14 protein-coding genes are annotated in these 15,461 nt (G+C 68.2%); 1 reads left to right on the top strand and 13 read right to left on the bottom strand.

What is annotated here, in order from left to right:
• Positions 1 to 218: 218 nt before the first annotated feature.
• The 5 genes from infC to TSO5_RS31435 all read right to left on the bottom strand — a co-directional run bounded on the left by infC (position 219) and on the right by TSO5_RS31435 (position 5,813).
• Positions 219 to 746, bottom strand: coding sequence for a translation initiation factor IF-3 (infC, locus tag TSO5_RS31455; RefSeq protein ID WP_085090744.1), 528 nt, complete (start codon positions 744 to 746; stop codon positions 219 to 221).
• An 83-nt stretch (positions 747 to 829) separates the two neighbouring features.
• On the bottom strand, positions 830 to 2,794 hold the full coding sequence (gene thrS, locus TSO5_RS31450; protein WP_109155293.1) for a threonine--tRNA ligase: 1,965 nt from the start codon (positions 2,792 to 2,794) through the stop codon (positions 830 to 832).
• Between the two features lie 179 nt (positions 2,795 to 2,973).
• Positions 2,974 to 4,251, bottom strand: a complete 1,278-nt coding sequence (locus tag TSO5_RS31445; RefSeq protein ID WP_247871061.1) for an EAL domain-containing protein — start codon at positions 4,249 to 4,251, stop codon at positions 2,974 to 2,976.
• Positions 4,252 to 4,368: 117 nt separating this feature from the next.
• On the bottom strand, positions 4,369 to 5,442 hold the full coding sequence (locus tag TSO5_RS31440) for a quinone-dependent dihydroorotate dehydrogenase (protein WP_109155291.1): 1,074 nt from the start codon (positions 5,440 to 5,442) through the stop codon (positions 4,369 to 4,371).
• Positions 5,439 to 5,813 (bottom strand): DUF952 domain-containing protein, encoded by a 375-nt coding sequence (locus TSO5_RS31435; protein WP_109155290.1) that lies wholly within the window; start codon positions 5,811 to 5,813, stop codon positions 5,439 to 5,441. Before TSO5_RS31435 ends, TSO5_RS31440 begins: the two co-directional genes overlap by 4 nt.
• A 332-nt stretch (positions 5,814 to 6,145) precedes the next feature.
• Here TSO5_RS31435 and TSO5_RS31430 point away from each other — a divergent pair, with 332 nt between their 5' ends.
• Positions 6,146 to 6,364 carry a hypothetical protein gene (locus TSO5_RS31430; RefSeq protein WP_109155289.1) on the top strand — a complete coding sequence of 73 codons (219 nt, stop codon included), beginning with the start codon at positions 6,146 to 6,148 and terminating at the stop codon, positions 6,362 to 6,364.
• Between the two features lie 32 nt (positions 6,365 to 6,396).
• Here the strand turns inward: TSO5_RS31430 and TSO5_RS31425 are convergent, their stop codons facing one another.
• The 8 genes from TSO5_RS31425 to TSO5_RS31385 form a co-directional block, all read right to left on the bottom strand.
• A complete protein-coding gene (locus TSO5_RS31425) occupies positions 6,397 to 6,717 on the bottom strand; it encodes a hypothetical protein (protein ID WP_109075942.1) in 321 nt (106 codons plus the stop codon).
• 33 nt (positions 6,718 to 6,750) lie between these two features.
• Positions 6,751 to 8,277, bottom strand: coding sequence for a phage terminase large subunit (gene terL / locus TSO5_RS31420; protein WP_109155288.1), 1,527 nt, complete (start codon positions 8,275 to 8,277; stop codon positions 6,751 to 6,753).
• On the bottom strand, positions 8,274 to 10,304 hold the full coding sequence (locus TSO5_RS31415) for a glycosyl hydrolase family 28-related protein (protein WP_109155287.1): 2,031 nt from the start codon (positions 10,302 to 10,304) through the stop codon (positions 8,274 to 8,276). Before TSO5_RS31415 ends, terL begins: the two co-directional genes overlap by 4 nt.
• Positions 10,305 to 10,334: 30 nt before the next feature.
• Positions 10,335 to 11,141, bottom strand: a complete 807-nt coding sequence (locus TSO5_RS31410) for a hypothetical protein (protein ID WP_146203881.1) — start codon at positions 11,139 to 11,141, stop codon at positions 10,335 to 10,337.
• Complete coding sequence (locus tag TSO5_RS31405) at positions 11,141 to 13,036, bottom strand: hypothetical protein (RefSeq protein ID WP_109155285.1); 1,896 nt, start codon at positions 13,034 to 13,036, stop codon at positions 11,141 to 11,143. The genes TSO5_RS31410 and TSO5_RS31405 overlap by 1 nt, the downstream gene beginning before the upstream one ends.
• Positions 13,036 to 13,605 carry a hypothetical protein gene (locus tag TSO5_RS31400; protein ID WP_109155284.1) on the bottom strand — a complete coding sequence of 190 codons (570 nt, stop codon included), beginning with the start codon at positions 13,603 to 13,605 and terminating at the stop codon, positions 13,036 to 13,038. Before TSO5_RS31400 ends, TSO5_RS31405 begins: the two co-directional genes overlap by 1 nt.
• Positions 13,606 to 13,684: 79 nt before the next feature.
• The gene (locus TSO5_RS31395; protein WP_085090227.1) at positions 13,685 to 13,957 is read right to left on the bottom strand and encodes a hypothetical protein; all 273 of its coding nucleotides are present in this window, start codon (positions 13,955 to 13,957) and stop codon (positions 13,685 to 13,687) included.
• A 203-nt stretch (positions 13,958 to 14,160) separates the two neighbouring features.
• A complete protein-coding gene (locus TSO5_RS31385; RefSeq protein ID WP_109075936.1) occupies positions 14,161 to 14,979 on the bottom strand; it encodes a phage capsid protein in 819 nt (272 codons plus the stop codon).
• Positions 14,980 to 15,461 lie beyond the last annotated feature (482 nt).

Here is a 15,461-nt window from a genome sequence, read left to right as displayed (position 1 = left end):
CCCGCTCTCAGCGGACCTATGGTCCGCCTGTCGCGTCAGCACAAAGCAAAGCTTTGTGCGAGAGCTTCGCGGGAGAGGGAGTAAGTGTTGAAGCGGCGGAGTTCCCTCTCCCGCAGAGCGGGGGAGGGTTAGGGAGGGGGCAACCGCACAGCGACACCACACAAGAAAAAAGGCCCGTCCGGCATCCCGGACGGGCCTTTCCGTAACCTCACCCCGCGTCAGCGCGGAGCCAGCACCATGACCATCTGGCGGCCTTCGAGCTTCGGCATCTGCTCGACCTTCGCCAGCGCCTCCAGCTCGTCGCGGACGCGGACCAGCACATTCATACCCAGATCCTGGTGCGCCATCTCACGGCCGCGGAAGCGCAGGGTCACCTTGACCTTGTCACCTTCCTCAAGGAAACGGCGCGCCGAGCGCATCTTCACGTCATAGTCGTTGTCATCGATGTTCGGCCGGAGCTTGATCTCCTTGACCTCGATGATCTTCTGCTTCTTGCGGGCCTCGTTCGCCTTCTTCTGCGCCTCGTACTTGAACTTGCCATAGTCGAGGATTTTGCAGACGGGCGGTTCCGCCTGGGGAGCGATCTCGACCAAATCGAGACCGGCATCCTCAGCGGCCAGCAGAGCATCGCGCAACGACACCACCCCGATCATCTCGCCGTCGGCACCGACGAGACGAACGGAACGAGCCGAGATCTCCCGGTTAACCCGCGGGCCTTCGCGGGTCGGGGCGGCTTCGGACGGGATCCTGGCTATGGACGCTTCTCCATGGTCTGAAACCACGCGGAAGCCGGCCGTCCAGAGGAGGGCCGGCGGCGTCGCGTAGTCGGTTAAAACGGCGAATCGGTCACGGTTTCGCCGGCAGGCGATCTCGCTTCCTCAACCAGTTTAGCCACGGCGGCGTCGAGGGCAAGAATTTCCTGATCCTTGCCGCCCAGCACGCGGAGCGCGACCGTCCGTTCGTCTGCTTCCCGCTTTCCGACAACCAGCATCAGGGGAACCTTCTGCAGGCTGTGCTCGCGGACCTTCAGGTTGATCTTCTCGTTGCGGGTGTCGAGTTCGACGCGCAGGCCCTTGCGCTTCAACAGCTTGGCCACTTCCTCGGCATAGCCGTCGGCCTCGCTGGTGATGGTGGCGACGGTGACCTGCACCGGCGACAGCCACAGCGGGAACTTGCCGGCGTAATGCTCGATCAGCATGCCGATGAAGCGCTCCATCGACCCCAGGATCGCCCGGTGCAGCATGATCGGCCGATGGCGGGCGCCATCCTCACCGATATAGCTGGCATCGAGTCGTTCCGGCAGGTTCGGATCGTACTGCAGCGTGCCGCACTGCCAGGTCCGGCCGATGGCGTCGGTCAGGTGGAATTCCACCTTGGGGCCGTAGAAGGCGCCCTCGCCCGGCAGTTCCTCATACTCCAGCCCGGCGTCGCGCAGCGCCTGGGCCAGCGCCCCTTCGGCCCGGTCCCACAACTCGTCGGCGCCGGTGCGGACATCCGGACGCAGAGCCAGCTTCACCGAGATCTTGTCGAAGCCCAGGTCCTTGTAGACGCCGAGCTGCAGCTTGAAATACTCGGCCGCCTCGCTCTGCACCTGATCCTCGGTGCAGAAGATGTGGGCGTCGTCCTGGGTGAAGGCGCGAACGCGCATGATGCCGTGCAGCGCGCCCGACGGCTCGTTGCGGTGGCAGGCGCCGAACTCCGCCATGCGGATCGGCAGGTCGCGGTAGGAACGCAGGCCGTGGCGGAAGATCTGGACATGGCCGGGGCAGTTCATCGGCTTGATGCCCAGCAGCTTCTCGCCGCCGTCGGCCTCCACCTTGAACATGTTGTCGCCATACATGTCCCAGTGACCCGACGCCTTGAACAGCGAGCTGTCGATCAGCTGCGGCGTCTTGACCTCGACATAGCCGGCGGCCTTCAGCTTGGTGCGGATGTAGGTTTCCAGCGTCTGGTAGAGCGTCCAGCCCTTCGGATGCCAGAAGACCGAGCCGACCGCCTCTTCCTGGACATGGAACAGGTCCAGTTCCTTGCCCAGCTTGCGGTGGTCGCGCTTCTCCGCCTCCTCGATCTGGTGCAGGTAGGCCTTCAGCTCCTTCTCGTCGCGCCAGGCGGTGCCGTAGATGCGCTGGAGCATGGGGTTGCGGCTGTCGCCGCGCCAATAGGCGCCGGCCACCTTCATCAGCTTGAAGCCCTGCCCGACCTTGGCCGTCGTCATGGCGTGGGGTCCGCGGCACAGATCCAGCCAGTCGCCCTGGCGGTAGATCGACACCGGCTCGCCCTGCGGGATCGCCTCGATCAGCTCGGCCTTGTAATGCTCGCCGAGCTTCTTGAAGTAGGCGATTGCCTCGTCACGGTCCCAGACCTCGCGGACGATCGGGATGTCGGCCCCGACGATCTCGCGCATCTTCGCCTCGATCTTCTCCAGATCCTCGGGCGTGAACGGCTCGTCGCGCGCGAAGTCATAGTAGAAGCCGGTGGCGATCGACGGACCGATCGTGACCTGCGTGCCGGGATACAGCTTCTGCACCGCATCGGCCAGCACATGGGCGGCGTCGTGGCGGATGACCTCGAGAGCGTCGGCGTGGTTGCGCGTGACGATCTCGATCTTGGCGTTGGTAGTGACGGTGGTGGTGAGGTCCTTCACCGTGCCGTCGATCTTGACGGCAAGCGCATCTTTGGCCAGGCGCGAACCGATGGACTGGGCAATCTCAAGCCCCGTCACCGGCCGGTCGAACTCCCGCACGCTGCCGTCGGGCAGCGTGATGGCGATGTTGGACGTCACCGAAGTCACCATTTCACTAGTGTTGGTCTCACCCGCATCGGGTGCCCGGACTTGGCCGGGAACGCGAAATTTCCATCGCCGCGTGGGGGAATGTCAAGCGCGGTGGCGGAAATCAAGGGTGTGGACAGACCAACGCTGCAATGCCGCCACAACTCGGCATTGGTTCCTTGGCAGGCACTTGCCTACACGCCTCACTCCGGCTTCCGGCTCAACCGCGGTTCGCCGAACAGGTAGCCCTGGCCGAAGTCGAAGCCGGTGTCGAGCACCTCGACCAGCTGGTTCTCCGTCTCGATCTTCTCGACGATCAGGTCGATGCCCTCGGCGGCGCAGCGGTGCCGCAGCTCGCGGATGCGCCCGGCATTGGCGGGGTCGAGCACCAGGGCGCGGTCCAGCTTGATGCAGCGGAACTCGTGGCGCAGCAGCCGGTCCAGGTCGATGGCGAGGTCGGTCACCTGATCCATGGAGAAGCGGAAGCCCAGCCGCGCCAGCTGCGACAGGATGCCCATCGTCACCGCCCCGCCGACGCGCAGGTCGTGCTGGCTCAATTCGAACACCAGCTTCGGCACCAGGGCGTGGTTCTGCGCCATCATGTTCAGGAACTGGCGCATGAATTCCGCGTCGGCCAGCGTCGCGGCGGAGATGTTGGCGAAGAAGCCGATGGCGTGCTGGCGCCGCTCCGTCTCGCGGATCAGCTGGACGCAGCGGACCAGCAGCAGGTTGTCGATGGTGGCGATCAGCCCCTCACGCTCGGCGATGTCGAGATAGCGGTCGGGCATGATCTGCTGCCCGTCTGCGGCCCGCACACGTGAGAACACCTCGTAGAAGCGGTGCTTGCGCTGGGGCAGGCTGACGATGGGCTGGAGATAGACATCGATGCGGTCGGCCTTCAGCGCGTCGCGCACCGCCTCCAGCACTGCGGCATCGTCCATCGGCGCCGCCACCGGCGCGGCCTGAGAAATGGCAGATGGCGCGGCGGCGGACGGGGCCGGCGCGGGACGGCGCTCGGCACTTGCGGCCGGCGGACGCGGAGCGCGCCGTTCGGTCAGGCGGGCGACCAGCGACTGCAGAAGCTTCACCTCCTGCATCACCGCGTCATAGCGGACGCCACCATCGGGCTGGGCGCCGGAATCGGCGGCGAGCTGCTGTTCCAGCAGATGGGCCAGCTCCTCCACCCGGTCGTTCAGGCGGGCGATGCGGCGGGCGGCCTTGCGTTCGCGCTCCAGCCGCGTCACCACGTCATGGACCAGGGCGCCGGCCAGCACCACCAGCGCGCCGGCCAGCCACGCCACCAGCGGATCGGCCTCCGGACGCAGCGCCCACAGCGCCGCACCGGCCGAAACCCCGGCGATCAGATAGGCCAGCGCATAGACGAGGTGCGTCAGCAGGGTCATCGCGGGAACCAGGGTAAAGGGAACGGCCGCGGATGAGGCGGCGGTTCCGGGGCGGAGGTCGGCGGTCAGGGCCTTCACGGGTGCGCAGCCTCTGACAGGAGCATGACACGGAACCGTGGCGGGTTCCTCACTGTCGGGACACCCGCTTGACGATCCGTTAATGCTACGCTCCTGCCCGCCGCATCCTGCGGACCCTCAGCGGTGATCCGCCCCCACCGCCTCGGCAACCGAGCGGAAGCCGTCGCGGCGCAGCAGTTCCGCCAGCTCTCGGCGGATGCGGTGGACCACCGCCGGACCGGCATAGACCATCGCCGAATAGAGCTGCACCAGCGACGCGCCGGCGCGGATCTTGGCATAGGCGTCCTCGCCGGTCGCGACACCGCCCACGCCGATGATCGGCAGCTTGCCGCCGGTCAGCGCGTAGATCTCGCGCAGGACGGAGGTGGAGGCTTCGAACAGCGGCGCGCCGGACAGGCCGCCGGCCTCGCTGCGCATCGCCGCCGGGATGCTGTCGGGCCGGGCGATGGTGGTGTTGGAGACGATCAGTCCATCGATGCCGCTCTCCAGCGCCACCGCGGCGATGTCGCTCTTGTCCTCCACCGTCAGGTCGGGGGCGATCTTCAGCAGCAGCGGCGGGTTGCGGGTCAGGCCGCAGGACGCCCGCGCCTCCAGCACCCGTTCCAGCAGGGCGCGCAACGGGTCGCGGCCCTGGAGCGCGCGCAAGCCCGGCGTGTTGGGAGAGGAGACGTTGACGACCAGATAGTCGGCCAGCGGCGCCAGCCGGCGCACGCCGATCACATAATCGTCGGCGGCGTCCACCGTGTCCTTGTTCTTGCCCAGGTTGGCGCCGACGATGCCGGGCGCGCGTTTGCCGGAGTCGCGGCGGCGTTCCAGCCGCTGGGCGAAGGCCTCCAGCCCCTCGTTGTTGAAGCCCATGCGGTTGATGACCGCGCGCTGCTCCACCAGCCGGAACAGGCGGGGGCGCGGATTGCCGGGCTGGGGCCGCGGGGTGACGCTGCCGGGCTCGACGAAGCCGAAGCCCAGGTTCAGCATGGCGTCGACCACCTCGGCATTCTTGTCGAAGCCGGCGGCCAGCCCGACCGGGTTGGTGAAGTCCAGCCCCCAGACGCGGGTGTGCAACGCCGGCTCATCCTTGCCGCGGGCCGGTGGGACCAGTCCGGACTTCAGCGCCTTGATGGTCAGGCCATGCGCGGTCTCAGGGTCGAAGCGGAACAGCAGCGGCCCGGCAAGCGGATAGAGGTCGATCACGGAACGAGGTCCTGAAGGGTGAAGGGAAAGCCGGCCGGGAAGACATGGCGCCCGTCCGGTCCCAGCGGCAGCGGATCGACGCGCAGCACGGCATCCACCGGCAGCGGCCCGTAGAGGTGCGGGAACAGCTGCCCGCCGCGCGACGGCTCCCAGCGCAGGGCGTCGCCCAGCCGGTCGGCGTCCACCGTCAGCAGCAGCAGGCCGTCCTGGCCGGCGCGGTGCTTGGCGGCGCTCTCCGTCACTTGCGCGGCGGTCGAGAAATGGATGAAGCCGTCCTGGACATCCTGGGACGAGCCGGGATAGCGGCCGGCCGGGCGGGCGGCGTCCCACTCGTCCGCGCGGCACATGTGATGAATGATGCGGTCGGTCATGACGGTGGGACACTAACGCAACGCGCGGCCACCGGCCAGAGACCTCGAAGCCGCAGCGTCGCAGTACCTTGGAAACGCCCCGCTCTGCTCATCCCGGCACAACGCAAGATCGACTCCCCGAATGCAATTCCGCACGCTTCGCGCGTTGCATTTTGCAAAGCACACTCGAAACTATTCGGCATTTTGCGGGTATTTTTGAAATTCGGCGCCGTCCTTCTCCGCCGGATCGGCCGCTTCGCCCTCTCAACCTCCGCGATTCCCTGACTTCAGGCCGTTCGCACCGGTTGGCACCGCTTTTGCTGTGACAGTTCCAAGTCAACGGAGGACCCGCCATGAACGCGATTTCCATGAGCCTGATGAAGAAGACCCAGCCCTGCGACGCGGACCTGGGCGGCTCGGTCACCGCCATGGGCGCGCTGTGCGAACCGGGTCAGACCGCGGTCCCGCTGAAGCCGAGCGCCACCATGCTGGCTGCCGGCGCGCGGGCCGGCGGCGTGTCGGTCGAGGTCGCCTGGAAGATCTATCAGGCGATGATCCACCACGCCGACTGAGCCGGCCCACCCGGTCCAGGTCAAGGCCCCGGTCAGCGCCGCCCGCCCTCGAACGGCATGAAACCCGAATCGAGCTTGGTCTCGATCCGCAGCAGATGGTCGGTCAGGCGCTGTTCCACGTCCTTGAGCGTCGCGAAGGAGACATAGGTCTTCGCGACCTCCAGCTTGTAGGCGGCAAGGCTCTCGCGCACCTGCGCCTGGGCCTCCTCGGCCCGGCTGCGCAGATCGTCCAGCGCGCTGTCGGCATCCTTGCGCACCCGCGCGATCAGCCAGAACAGCCCGCCCATCGCCGGCAGCTCGACAGCGGTGATCCACCAGGCGAGATCCAGGCCTCCAGTCAGGGCATCATGCATCGGGGTCTCCCGTTCGTGTGGTGAGGAATCGACTCAAAGCTCCCAATCCGCTTCCGCCATCACCGCACCCGCACCGCGCCAGTCGGCGCGGCGGTCGGACGGGGCGGTGCTGCGGTCGAAGCGGAAGGGTTCGGCGCCCAGGCAGCCGGCCACCGCGTCCAGCCCGTCGTCGGGACCGCGATAGCGGCCGTCCGGACGCCAGTCGCGCATCTCGCGGATGAACGACGTTTCCCAGACCTGCCGGTGGGCCAGCAGGCGGCGGTCGGCCAGCAGCGCGTCGAAGGCTTCCAAAATGCGGCGGACCTTGGGCGTGTGGCTGAACTCCTCCACCACCCCGGCGGCCAGCCGGTCGTTGCGCAGCCGTTCGCGTAACAGTCCGGGCAGGAAGCGGCCGATGCCGTTGATCTCGATGTGGACCGCCGGCAGATGGTTGTCGGCCAAAAAGCGGGAGACCTGCCGGCATTGCTGGTCGGCCTCCGTCTCCGGCGCCTTGGGATCGACGGCGAGATACCGCACCCGGTGCAGGTAGAGGCGTTTGTCCTCCCCGGCGAACACCGCGGCGACCACGCTGCCGTCGCCGCTCTTCACCCTGCCGTCGCCCTCCCCCACCGGCCGGGCGAAGGCCGGGTCCCACCAGCAGGTGGCTGACACCAGCTTCACCCCGTCCAGCGTCAGCACCGCGCGGCCCAGCGCCTCGCGATACTCCAGCTCCGCGTCGTAGCGGCCGAGATTGTCGACATTCAGCACCCCATCAGTGATGCTGACCGGGCGCAGCAGCATCTGGCTGGTGAATTTGTTGGGACCGGTGAATTTACGGATGCGGGCGACATGCGCCTCGCCGAAGCGCTCCTTCCAGGCGTAGGTGCGCTTGCCCTGCTCATCCTCGGTGTAGACCGGCAGGACCTTCCGCTCGAACCCGTCGAGAAAGGGCGGGCTGCCGTCGTCGGTCTCCTCGGCATAGAGGCTGTCCTGCGCATGCGGCGTGCCGACATAGAGCTGCGCCCCGCCCGGCACCAGCACATACTCCAGTTCCGACAGTCGCTCGCGCAATGCCGCGCGCTTCACCGCGGTGTCGGCGTTGCGCGGCACCTCCACGTCGTCGCAGATCACCACGTCGGCGCGGCTGCCGGTGATGTTGCCGCCGATGCCGGCCGCTGCCATCGACGGGTCGCGCAACTCCATCGGCCGCACCACGGTGAAGCGGTCGGCCGCCCACTGGTCGCGCTCCTTGCTCGGCGGCTTCAGATGGCTGCAGCCGGGATGACGTTCCAGGATGCGCTTGACGTTGCGCACCATCTTCATCGCCAGCCTCAGGTCGGCGGCCAGCACCAGCAGCCGGCGGTTGGGATCGCGCAGCAGCAGCCAGGCCGCGAACAGCCCGACCAGCGTCGATTTGCCCGACCCGCGGAAGGCCATCAGCAGCATCCGCCGGTTCGGCCCGGCCATATGCTTTTCCAGCCAGCCCGCCATATCCGCGTGGTGGGCGGGGGTCTTCAACTCGACCATCCCGTTCCAGCCCTGGACGAAGCCGGCGAAGCTGTCGTCGTCCTTCCCCGTCATGGATTCCGCCCCAGGATGTGCCAGCCGGCGCCATTCGACATCGCCGTCACCGCATGGCCCTGCGCGATCAGCGCGATGGCTTCGCTGTCCGGTCCGCCGCCACCAACCTGGGTGACGGTGACGCGGTTGCCGCCGGTGTCGGACTTCTTGACGGTGACCGTCCGCCCGACCGCATGCGCGGCCGACGGCGCCGGCAGCCGCACCTCCACCGCCCCGCTCCAGGCGCTGACCAGATAAAGCTGCTGGTTCAGGTCCGGCTCGAACAGGCCGGGGGTGTCGTGATAGTGGGCGTTGCCGGGCTGGCTATTCCCGGCGACGATCCACCAGCCGGCGCCGTTCGACACCAGCGTGACGAAGTCGTACCGGTTGCCGAGCGACAGCGTCCGCCCATCCGGCCCCGGCCCGCCGGTCTCGGTCACCGTCAACGGGTTGGTCGATGCATCGGTGCGCTTGATCGTCACCGCATGGCCGTTGGCGTCCCCGGCCTTGGGTAGCCGCAACTCCACCGCCCCGCCATAGGCGCTGGCCAGATAGACCGAGCTGGTCAGGTCCAGCGCCACCACCCCGCCGGTGGCCGGCTCCACATACTCCGTGTCATAGCGCAGAGCCTCCACCACCAGTTCGGTGACGCGGCTGCGCTGGAGCCGGTTCTTCTCCGGATAGCCGGCATTGACCGCCGTATACTGCCCGCCCGACCGGTCGAGGATCGCCGGCCCGGCGGCGGCGGAGAACAGGTTGACGATCGCCGTCTCCACCGACCCGGCATCCAGCTGCAGGTTCGGCAGGGCGCCCAGCGACTCGGCATAGAAATTCACGATCAGCGTCTTGTCGGTGACGGCGCCGACGCGGAAACAGGCCTCCGCCTGCGGCCACAGATTGGCCTCACAGTCGAAGAAGGAGTTGTTGAAGCGCCCCTGCTCGACAAGGAAACCGCAGCCGGTCATCGGCGCCGACAGCGAATAGACCCGCACGGCGTGGAATCGGTTGGCGTTCGGCGTGTCGCCCGCCCCCGTCCGCGTCAGCCACACCCCATGGCGCGACGGCCGCGCCACCAGCACGCGGGCGATGTTGTTCCAATAGCAGGGCAGGTTCGGGTCGATGTAGCCGTCGAACAGCAGCCCCACCTCCGGCTCCCACAGGGTCAGATCGGTCAGGCTGTTCTGCACGCAAGGCCCATCGCGCCCGAACAGCCGCACCCCCGCCTTTCCCTGTTCCAGCCGCAGGCCCGACAGGGTGGCGTAGCCGTCCGGCAGATGGATCAGGTCGAAGCCGTTGGATGCGCCCCGGATGACCGACGCCTGCCCCGCCCCGTACAGCGTCTGCCCATGGCCGAGCGTCAGCGTGTTGGCGATGTGGTAGGTCCCCGGCGGCACGAACACCGCGCGGGCGGAGGTCAGCGCCGCCTGCAGGGCCAGCGTGTCGTCGACCAGCCCGTCGCCCACCGCGCCGAAATCCTTCACCGACGCGAGGTCGGCCAGCTTGTCGCGCACCGGCCGGGCGGTGGCCCCGGGGCCCGGCGGCACATAGGTCGCCAGCGCCTCCTCGTCCACCGGCGGGCGGACGGTGGGATTGCCGGCGCTGTCGAAGGCCAGCAGCTTGCCCTGGCGCAAGGCCCGCTCCGGCAGCAGTGGCGAGGCCGGCAGGTCGCTGTCGCCATAGCGCAGCATCAGCTCCTGGTCGCCCGCCACCTGCTGCAGCATCGCCGTCAGCCGGTCCAGTTCGCCATTGAGGGCGGAGGCCGGCAGCGGTCCGCTCTCGCCGAAATCGCTGCGCCGTTCGATCGGTAGCCGGCGGCGCAGCAGCACGACCGTCCCCTCCGCCGGAGCGACGGCAAAAGTCACCGCCCCGCCTGCGGTAGCACCGGCTCCGCCGATCGCATAGCCGGTGCTTTGCAGGGCGGCGCCCAGGAAGACCTGCAGATCCTCGTCGGCGAAGATCGGGAACGGGTAGGTGAAGACCCGCTGCATGCCGTCGGCGAGATACTGCACGCGCGGGGTCCCGCGCGGAATGAGAAGCGACGTGGTCATCGGGGGGTCTCCGGTTGATGGAGCCGTTCCTCAGAAGAACTTGCTCATGTACTCCAGCCGTTGACGGTCGGCGAGTTGCGACAACTCCAGCAGGTTGCGGCGCTTGGCCTCGTCCAGGCTCTGCTGGATGGCGGCGCGCTTCAACTGGTCGGTCGCCTGGGCATCCTTGCGCTCGGTCTCGCTGGAGTTGGTCAACCCCAGCAGGATCGCCTCGCCCGAACCGTCCTGCGCGGTGACGCCCCGTGCGCCCAGCCCGGCGCGAGTCTTGCTGACCGCCTGCCGCAACGCCGCCAGCCGGCGCTGTTCGGCGGCGTCCGCCGCGGCGGTCAGCTGGGCCAGCTGGGTCTGCGCGTCGGTTTCCTTGGCGCGGACCGCCTCCTCCTGGCTGGCGCGCAGCTGGGCCAGCGTCTGTTCCTGGGATCCGCGGTAATCCTCCATCTCCTTGGCCCGCGCCGCCGCCGCAGCCGCAGCGGCGGCCTCGTCCTTCTGACGTTGGAGTTCTTCCTCCCGTTGCCGCAACTCGGCGTCATGGCTCCACTGGCGGGCCTGTGCCTCGGCCTCCAGCTGGGCCTGCTGCTGGCGGGCGGCGGCGGCGGCCTGGGCACTGCGTTCGGCCGCCGCCGCTTCCTCGCGGTATTTCTGCTCCAGCGCCGCCTGGGCGGCGGCAGCCTGCGCCGCGTCCTGCTGGCGCTTGTACTCAAGCTCGGCAGCGGCTTGCTGGGCTGCGGCCTGTTGCGCGGCGGCGCTGGACTGGCCGGCGCCGGCGTTGCGCACGGTGCCGATGACGGAGTTCGCCAGCGGCAGCGCCGTGGTCACGAGGGGAGTGATTCCACCCATCAGTCATTCACCTTCAGTTCCATGGTCACGGAAAGCAGCGTGAAGGGCAGTGGCGCATCCTGTTCGATGCGCCACAGCGGGACGTCGGTGTCATAGCGCCAGCCGAGCGCCCGCAACCGGCGGTCGCCGGACACGCGCGGCGGCACCCCGCCTGCCGGTTGCGGCCCCAGCCGGTGAAGCGGAAGTTCCTGCAACCCGCGCCCCAGATCGACACGCAGCGCCGCCGTCTCCTCCAGCCGGAAGGTGACGGCGACCAGCCGGACGATGTCGGCCCCGGTCGCCTGCCCCAGCAGGTTGGGCGGCAGCGGCTCGATCCGGTGGGTGTAGGGCAACCCGATCTCGACCTTGCGCGCCGGCGGGTCGAGCGTGACGCTGCCGGCCTGCACCGTGGCGGGGTTGCGGATCACCCCATCAGCGACGATGGCGACCGTCCGCCCCTCCAGATGCGCCAGCCCGCCCCACACTGCGGTTGCCTCACCCCTTTCGCCGGTGATCGCGGCATCGAGGTTCAGCGCGTCGTCGAACCTCTCGACGGTCCAGACGCCGCGCCGTTCCACCAGCGCATAAACCTCGTCCCCCACCGCGGCGACGGAGCGCACCGCCCCGTCGGTCTCCAGCAGGGTCCAGGCGGTGACATTCTCCGCCCGGTAGGCGGTCAGCGCCCCCAGCGTGCCGTCCTCCATCGCCACGAACAGCAGCCGGCGGTTCTGGTCGTAATCCTGGTCGCGTGGGCTGGCCACCAGATGGCGGGCCAACAGCGCCAGATCGTTGGCCTGATAGGCCGCTTCGGTGTCGGTATAGAGGAACTCGCGGATTTCGCGCCGGTTGCGCGGCACGAACAGCGTCGCCCCCTCGACATCGCGCGGCGGGATTGCACGGTCCATCGGCGAGCCGATGCGCGTCTGCCGGTTGACCTGCATGCTCTGCGGGGTTAGCGGGTCGCCGGTCACCATATATTCGGCGCCGGAGGTGAAGACCTGCAGATGCCGGCCGGAGAAGACGGCACGCACCGCGTTGACCTGATCGGACAGGATACCGAACTCGATGGCCTGATCGTCCAGCCCCTCGCCCAGGTCGAAGTTCCAGATCTGGGCGGAGCGCGACAGCCACAGCCGGTTGGGCAGGTCGCGCGACCCGCCGATCACCAACCGGTCCTGATGGAAGGCCGCCGACACCGGCCAGCCGCGCAATGCCGAGAAGGCCTGCTCCTCCCATTGCGTCGTCGGCTGGGTGTCGGCCAATGCCTCCTTGACCGTCGCGTTGACCTGCGTTGCCGACACCACGCCGGTCACCTGCAACTGCTTGCCTTTGATGCGGATGCGGGTGCCGTCGTGGCGGGGGTCGAACACCGGGGCCGAGGCGGTGACGCTGATCGCCCCGCTGGTGCCGGACGGCGTCACCGTCACCGCCGGATCACCGAAGCGGTGGAAGGGCGTGCGCAGCAACTCCCCCTCGACGGCGAAGGCCCACTCCGCCAGCGTCCATGCCCCATCGTCGCCGCGCGTCAGCTTGCGCGGCGGCAGGTCGGGGTGGCAGACCAGCAGCGTGTCGGCGCTCTGCGTCCAGGTGATCTGCGCCAGTTGCGTCAACGTCCAGGGTGCGGCAACCGAGGCCAGCTTGGTGCCACCCTGGAACACGTCGATCCAGCCGTCGGTGAAGACCAGCAGATAGGTCTGCTCGGCATTGCGCTCGAACGCCACCAGCCGGCCGTCGCCACGGGCCAGCGCGGTGAAGGCCAGCCCCGACCGCCGCGTTACCCCGCCGGTCGGATCGATGAACAGGTTGCGCAGCGCCAGCGCGCCGTTGTCATAGGCCTTGAGATCGCCGCGCCCGAGCAGGCGGCGCGACACCTCGCCGGCGGTGAAGTTGGTCTTGACCTGATGCAACCGTCCCATCAGGCCCTCGCGTCGATCAGGGTGAAGTCCTCGAAGCCGGGCTGGCTGTCCTGCTGGGCGTCGATCTGGCGGGCGCGGCGGAACTCGCTCTCGGCCAGTTGGGCCAGCAGCTCCGCCCGCGTCGAGCTTTCGGTCAGCGGAATGCAGAACTCGGCGGCGAGCCGGGCGATCAGCGCCTGATCGAAAAAGGCGGGAAACTCCTCCTCCGCCGGGCGGCCGATGTAGGACAGGGTGACGGCGCCGGCATCGCACAGCAGCGTCCGTCCGATGATGCGATAGGACAGGCCGCGCCCCCGCCCATCGCCTCCCGCCCCCAGCGCCCGCAGGAAATCGGCCGGCAGCTGGAAGGCGCAGGCATAATCGGCGACCGGCGGCTCGGCCAGCCGCGGCAGCGTCGCCTGCACGCTGGCGAAGCTCCAGGCATTGGCCGACAACAGCGCGTCGCGCGTCGGTGCATAGAGGGCGGAGGCCACCTCCGCCTCGGCGGAGCCGTCGTCGAAGGAAGCGATGGCGGTGGCGCCGAGCTTGATCAGCGCCCGTCCGCACAGGCCGATGGCGGTCAGGGCCATGGACGGGTCTCCCTTTCCAGGGTTCCGGGAAGGCGCCGCGCTCTATGGTCGAGGTGCGGCGCCCTCCCCCTTCGGCGGATCAGTCGCTGTTGGCGCTGCCGAACGGCGTCAGGTTGGCGACATCCACCGCCCCGTTGGCGCTGGCCGCCACCACCAGCACGCCGGTGGCCGGCGTGGCGCCGCCGACCGCGCAGTTGGCCAGCAGCATGTCGCCCACCCGCAGCAGGTCGGCCGCGCCGTTGAAATAGCCGGCGGTGTCGACGTCGGTCGCCGCATCGGCCGTGGTGTAGTGCCAGAGCGTGAAGCCGTTCGCATAGGCGAGCACGCTCAAATCCTTGGACGCATAGGCCATGGATCGAAGTCTCCGGATTTTAATGGGAAAAATGCCCTCTCCCGCCCTGGGAGAGGGAGGGGACCCGCGCAACGCGCGGGGAGGGTGAGGGGTAAGGCAAGGGTCCGGAACCGCATGGCTCCTTGGATCACCCCTCACCCTTCCCATGCTCCGCATGGGCCCCTTCCCTCTCCCGGGACGGGAGAGGGAAATTCACCCCCCGCTCAGCTCTCCAGGCAGCGCAGGGTGACCACGCCGGTGGTGTCGATCAGCGCGGCGCCCTGGCTCATCATGTTGTTGACGAAATGCGCCGCGCGGTCGCCGTGCCAGGTGATGTCGGTCTTCACGTCGGCGCCCGCCGCGTGGCCGACCGCCGTCTTGTGGTACCAGTGGCAGAGTCGCACGCCGCCGTTCAGCGTCAGGCCGGAATGCGGCAGCCACAGCGTGCCGAGCCAGCGCTTGGCCTGGGTGCCGCGCCAGGGCAGTTCGTCGGTGCCGACATAATCGGAGCTGGCGAACTCCTCGATGCCCAGCAGCTGGCTCCACTGCTTCCAGCCGACGACGGCATAGCGCTGGCCGTCATCCGGCACGTCGGCCTCGCCCATCATCTCGAAGGCGGCCAGGATCTTGGCCTTGGTCAGCCCGTCGGCGGCGCTGCCGGCATAGTTGACGGACTTGTTCAGCTCGGCGATCAGCAGCTCGTCGGTCTTGCGGCCCAGCGCGTAGGCGCCGGCATTGGCGATGATCTGCCGCTCGTCGATGTTGGTCTTCAGCTCGTCCAGCCGGTCGACCCAGTCGCCGGCATAGAAATCGTACAGCGCGCATTCCACCGGCGTGTGGTCCAGGTTCATCACCGGAACCGCGCCGTGGCGCGACTTGGTGGAGGCGGCGCCCTTGCCCACCTTCTGGAAGACGGTGGAGGCGCCCTGCACATTGTTCTTGCTGCGCACCGTGTTGCGCAGCTTGGATCCCATGCGCTGATAGGCCTCGTGGACCTCGCGCTCGAACTGCTTGACGAAAGCCTGGGCGATGCTGGTCGACATGGGGATGTTTTCCTTTCGCGTTCCTGCGGCTCCCGCTCGGTGACGGCGGGAGGGATCGTTCCGCCATCCGGTTGTCGGGATGCGTGCGGGACGCAGCGCCGGCCGCGGGCGAAACGCGAAAACGAAAAGGGCCGGCCGGACCTTCGAGTGTCCGGCCGGCCCTTTTCGGACCGAAGCGAGGGGGGAGCTTTGGTGCTGTCGGGCGGCAGGTCCGAGGGGCGGACCCGTCGCCTTGACAGGATTGGTTCTAGGATTTTATGCGGTATCGGTCAAGGACTATTTTCATATCAGTCGCCGACTTCGATGCCCCCTCCCTAACCCTCCCCCGCTTCGCGGGAGAGGGAACTGCCGCTGCTTCGCAATTCAGTTCACTCGCACAAGCGTCCTGCCCCCTCTCCCGCAAAGCGGGGGAGCAACCATGTTGTTTTCATGGTGAGTGTGGCATTGCCTCCCATTCCTTGTTGTCTCGGACCATGGCATTG

The sequence above is a fragment of the Azospirillum sp. TSO5 genome (assembly GCF_003116065.1).
Lineage (GTDB): Bacteria > Pseudomonadota > Alphaproteobacteria > Azospirillales > Azospirillaceae > Azospirillum.
This window is presented reverse-complemented; position numbering and strand designations above follow the sequence as displayed.

What these genes read in the sequence shown, in the direction of transcription:
- thrS (WP_109155293.1), bottom strand. Translation starts at nt 2,794, where the DNA reads ATGGTGACTTCGGTGACGTCCAACATCGCCATCACGCTGCCCGACGGC.
- TSO5_RS31435 (WP_109155290.1), bottom strand. Translation starts at nt 5,813, where the DNA reads ATGACCGACCGCATCATTCATCACATGTGCCGCGCGGACGAGTGGGAC.
- TSO5_RS31430 (WP_109155289.1), top strand. Translation starts at nt 6,146, where the DNA reads ATGAACGCGATTTCCATGAGCCTGATGAAGAAGACCCAGCCCTGCGAC.
- TSO5_RS31425 (WP_109075942.1), bottom strand. Translation starts at nt 6,717, where the DNA reads ATGCATGATGCCCTGACTGGAGGCCTGGATCTCGCCTGGTGGATCACC.
- terL (WP_109155288.1), bottom strand. Translation starts at nt 8,277, where the DNA reads ATGACGGGGAAGGACGACGACAGCTTCGCCGGCTTCGTCCAGGGCTGG.
- TSO5_RS31415 (WP_109155287.1), bottom strand. Translation starts at nt 10,304, where the DNA reads ATGACCACGTCGCTTCTCATTCCGCGCGGGACCCCGCGCGTGCAGTAT.
- TSO5_RS31410 (WP_146203881.1), bottom strand. Translation starts at nt 11,141, where the DNA reads ATGGGTGGAATCACTCCCCTCGTGACCACGGCGCTGCCGCTGGCGAAC.
- TSO5_RS31405 (WP_109155285.1), bottom strand. Translation starts at nt 13,036, where the DNA reads ATGGGACGGTTGCATCAGGTCAAGACCAACTTCACCGCCGGCGAGGTG.
- TSO5_RS31400 (WP_109155284.1), bottom strand. Translation starts at nt 13,605, where the DNA reads ATGGCCCTGACCGCCATCGGCCTGTGCGGACGGGCGCTGATCAAGCTC.
- TSO5_RS31395 (WP_085090227.1), bottom strand. Translation starts at nt 13,957, where the DNA reads ATGGCCTATGCGTCCAAGGATTTGAGCGTGCTCGCCTATGCGAACGGC.
- TSO5_RS31385 (WP_109075936.1), bottom strand. Translation starts at nt 14,979, where the DNA reads ATGTCGACCAGCATCGCCCAGGCTTTCGTCAAGCAGTTCGAGCGCGAG.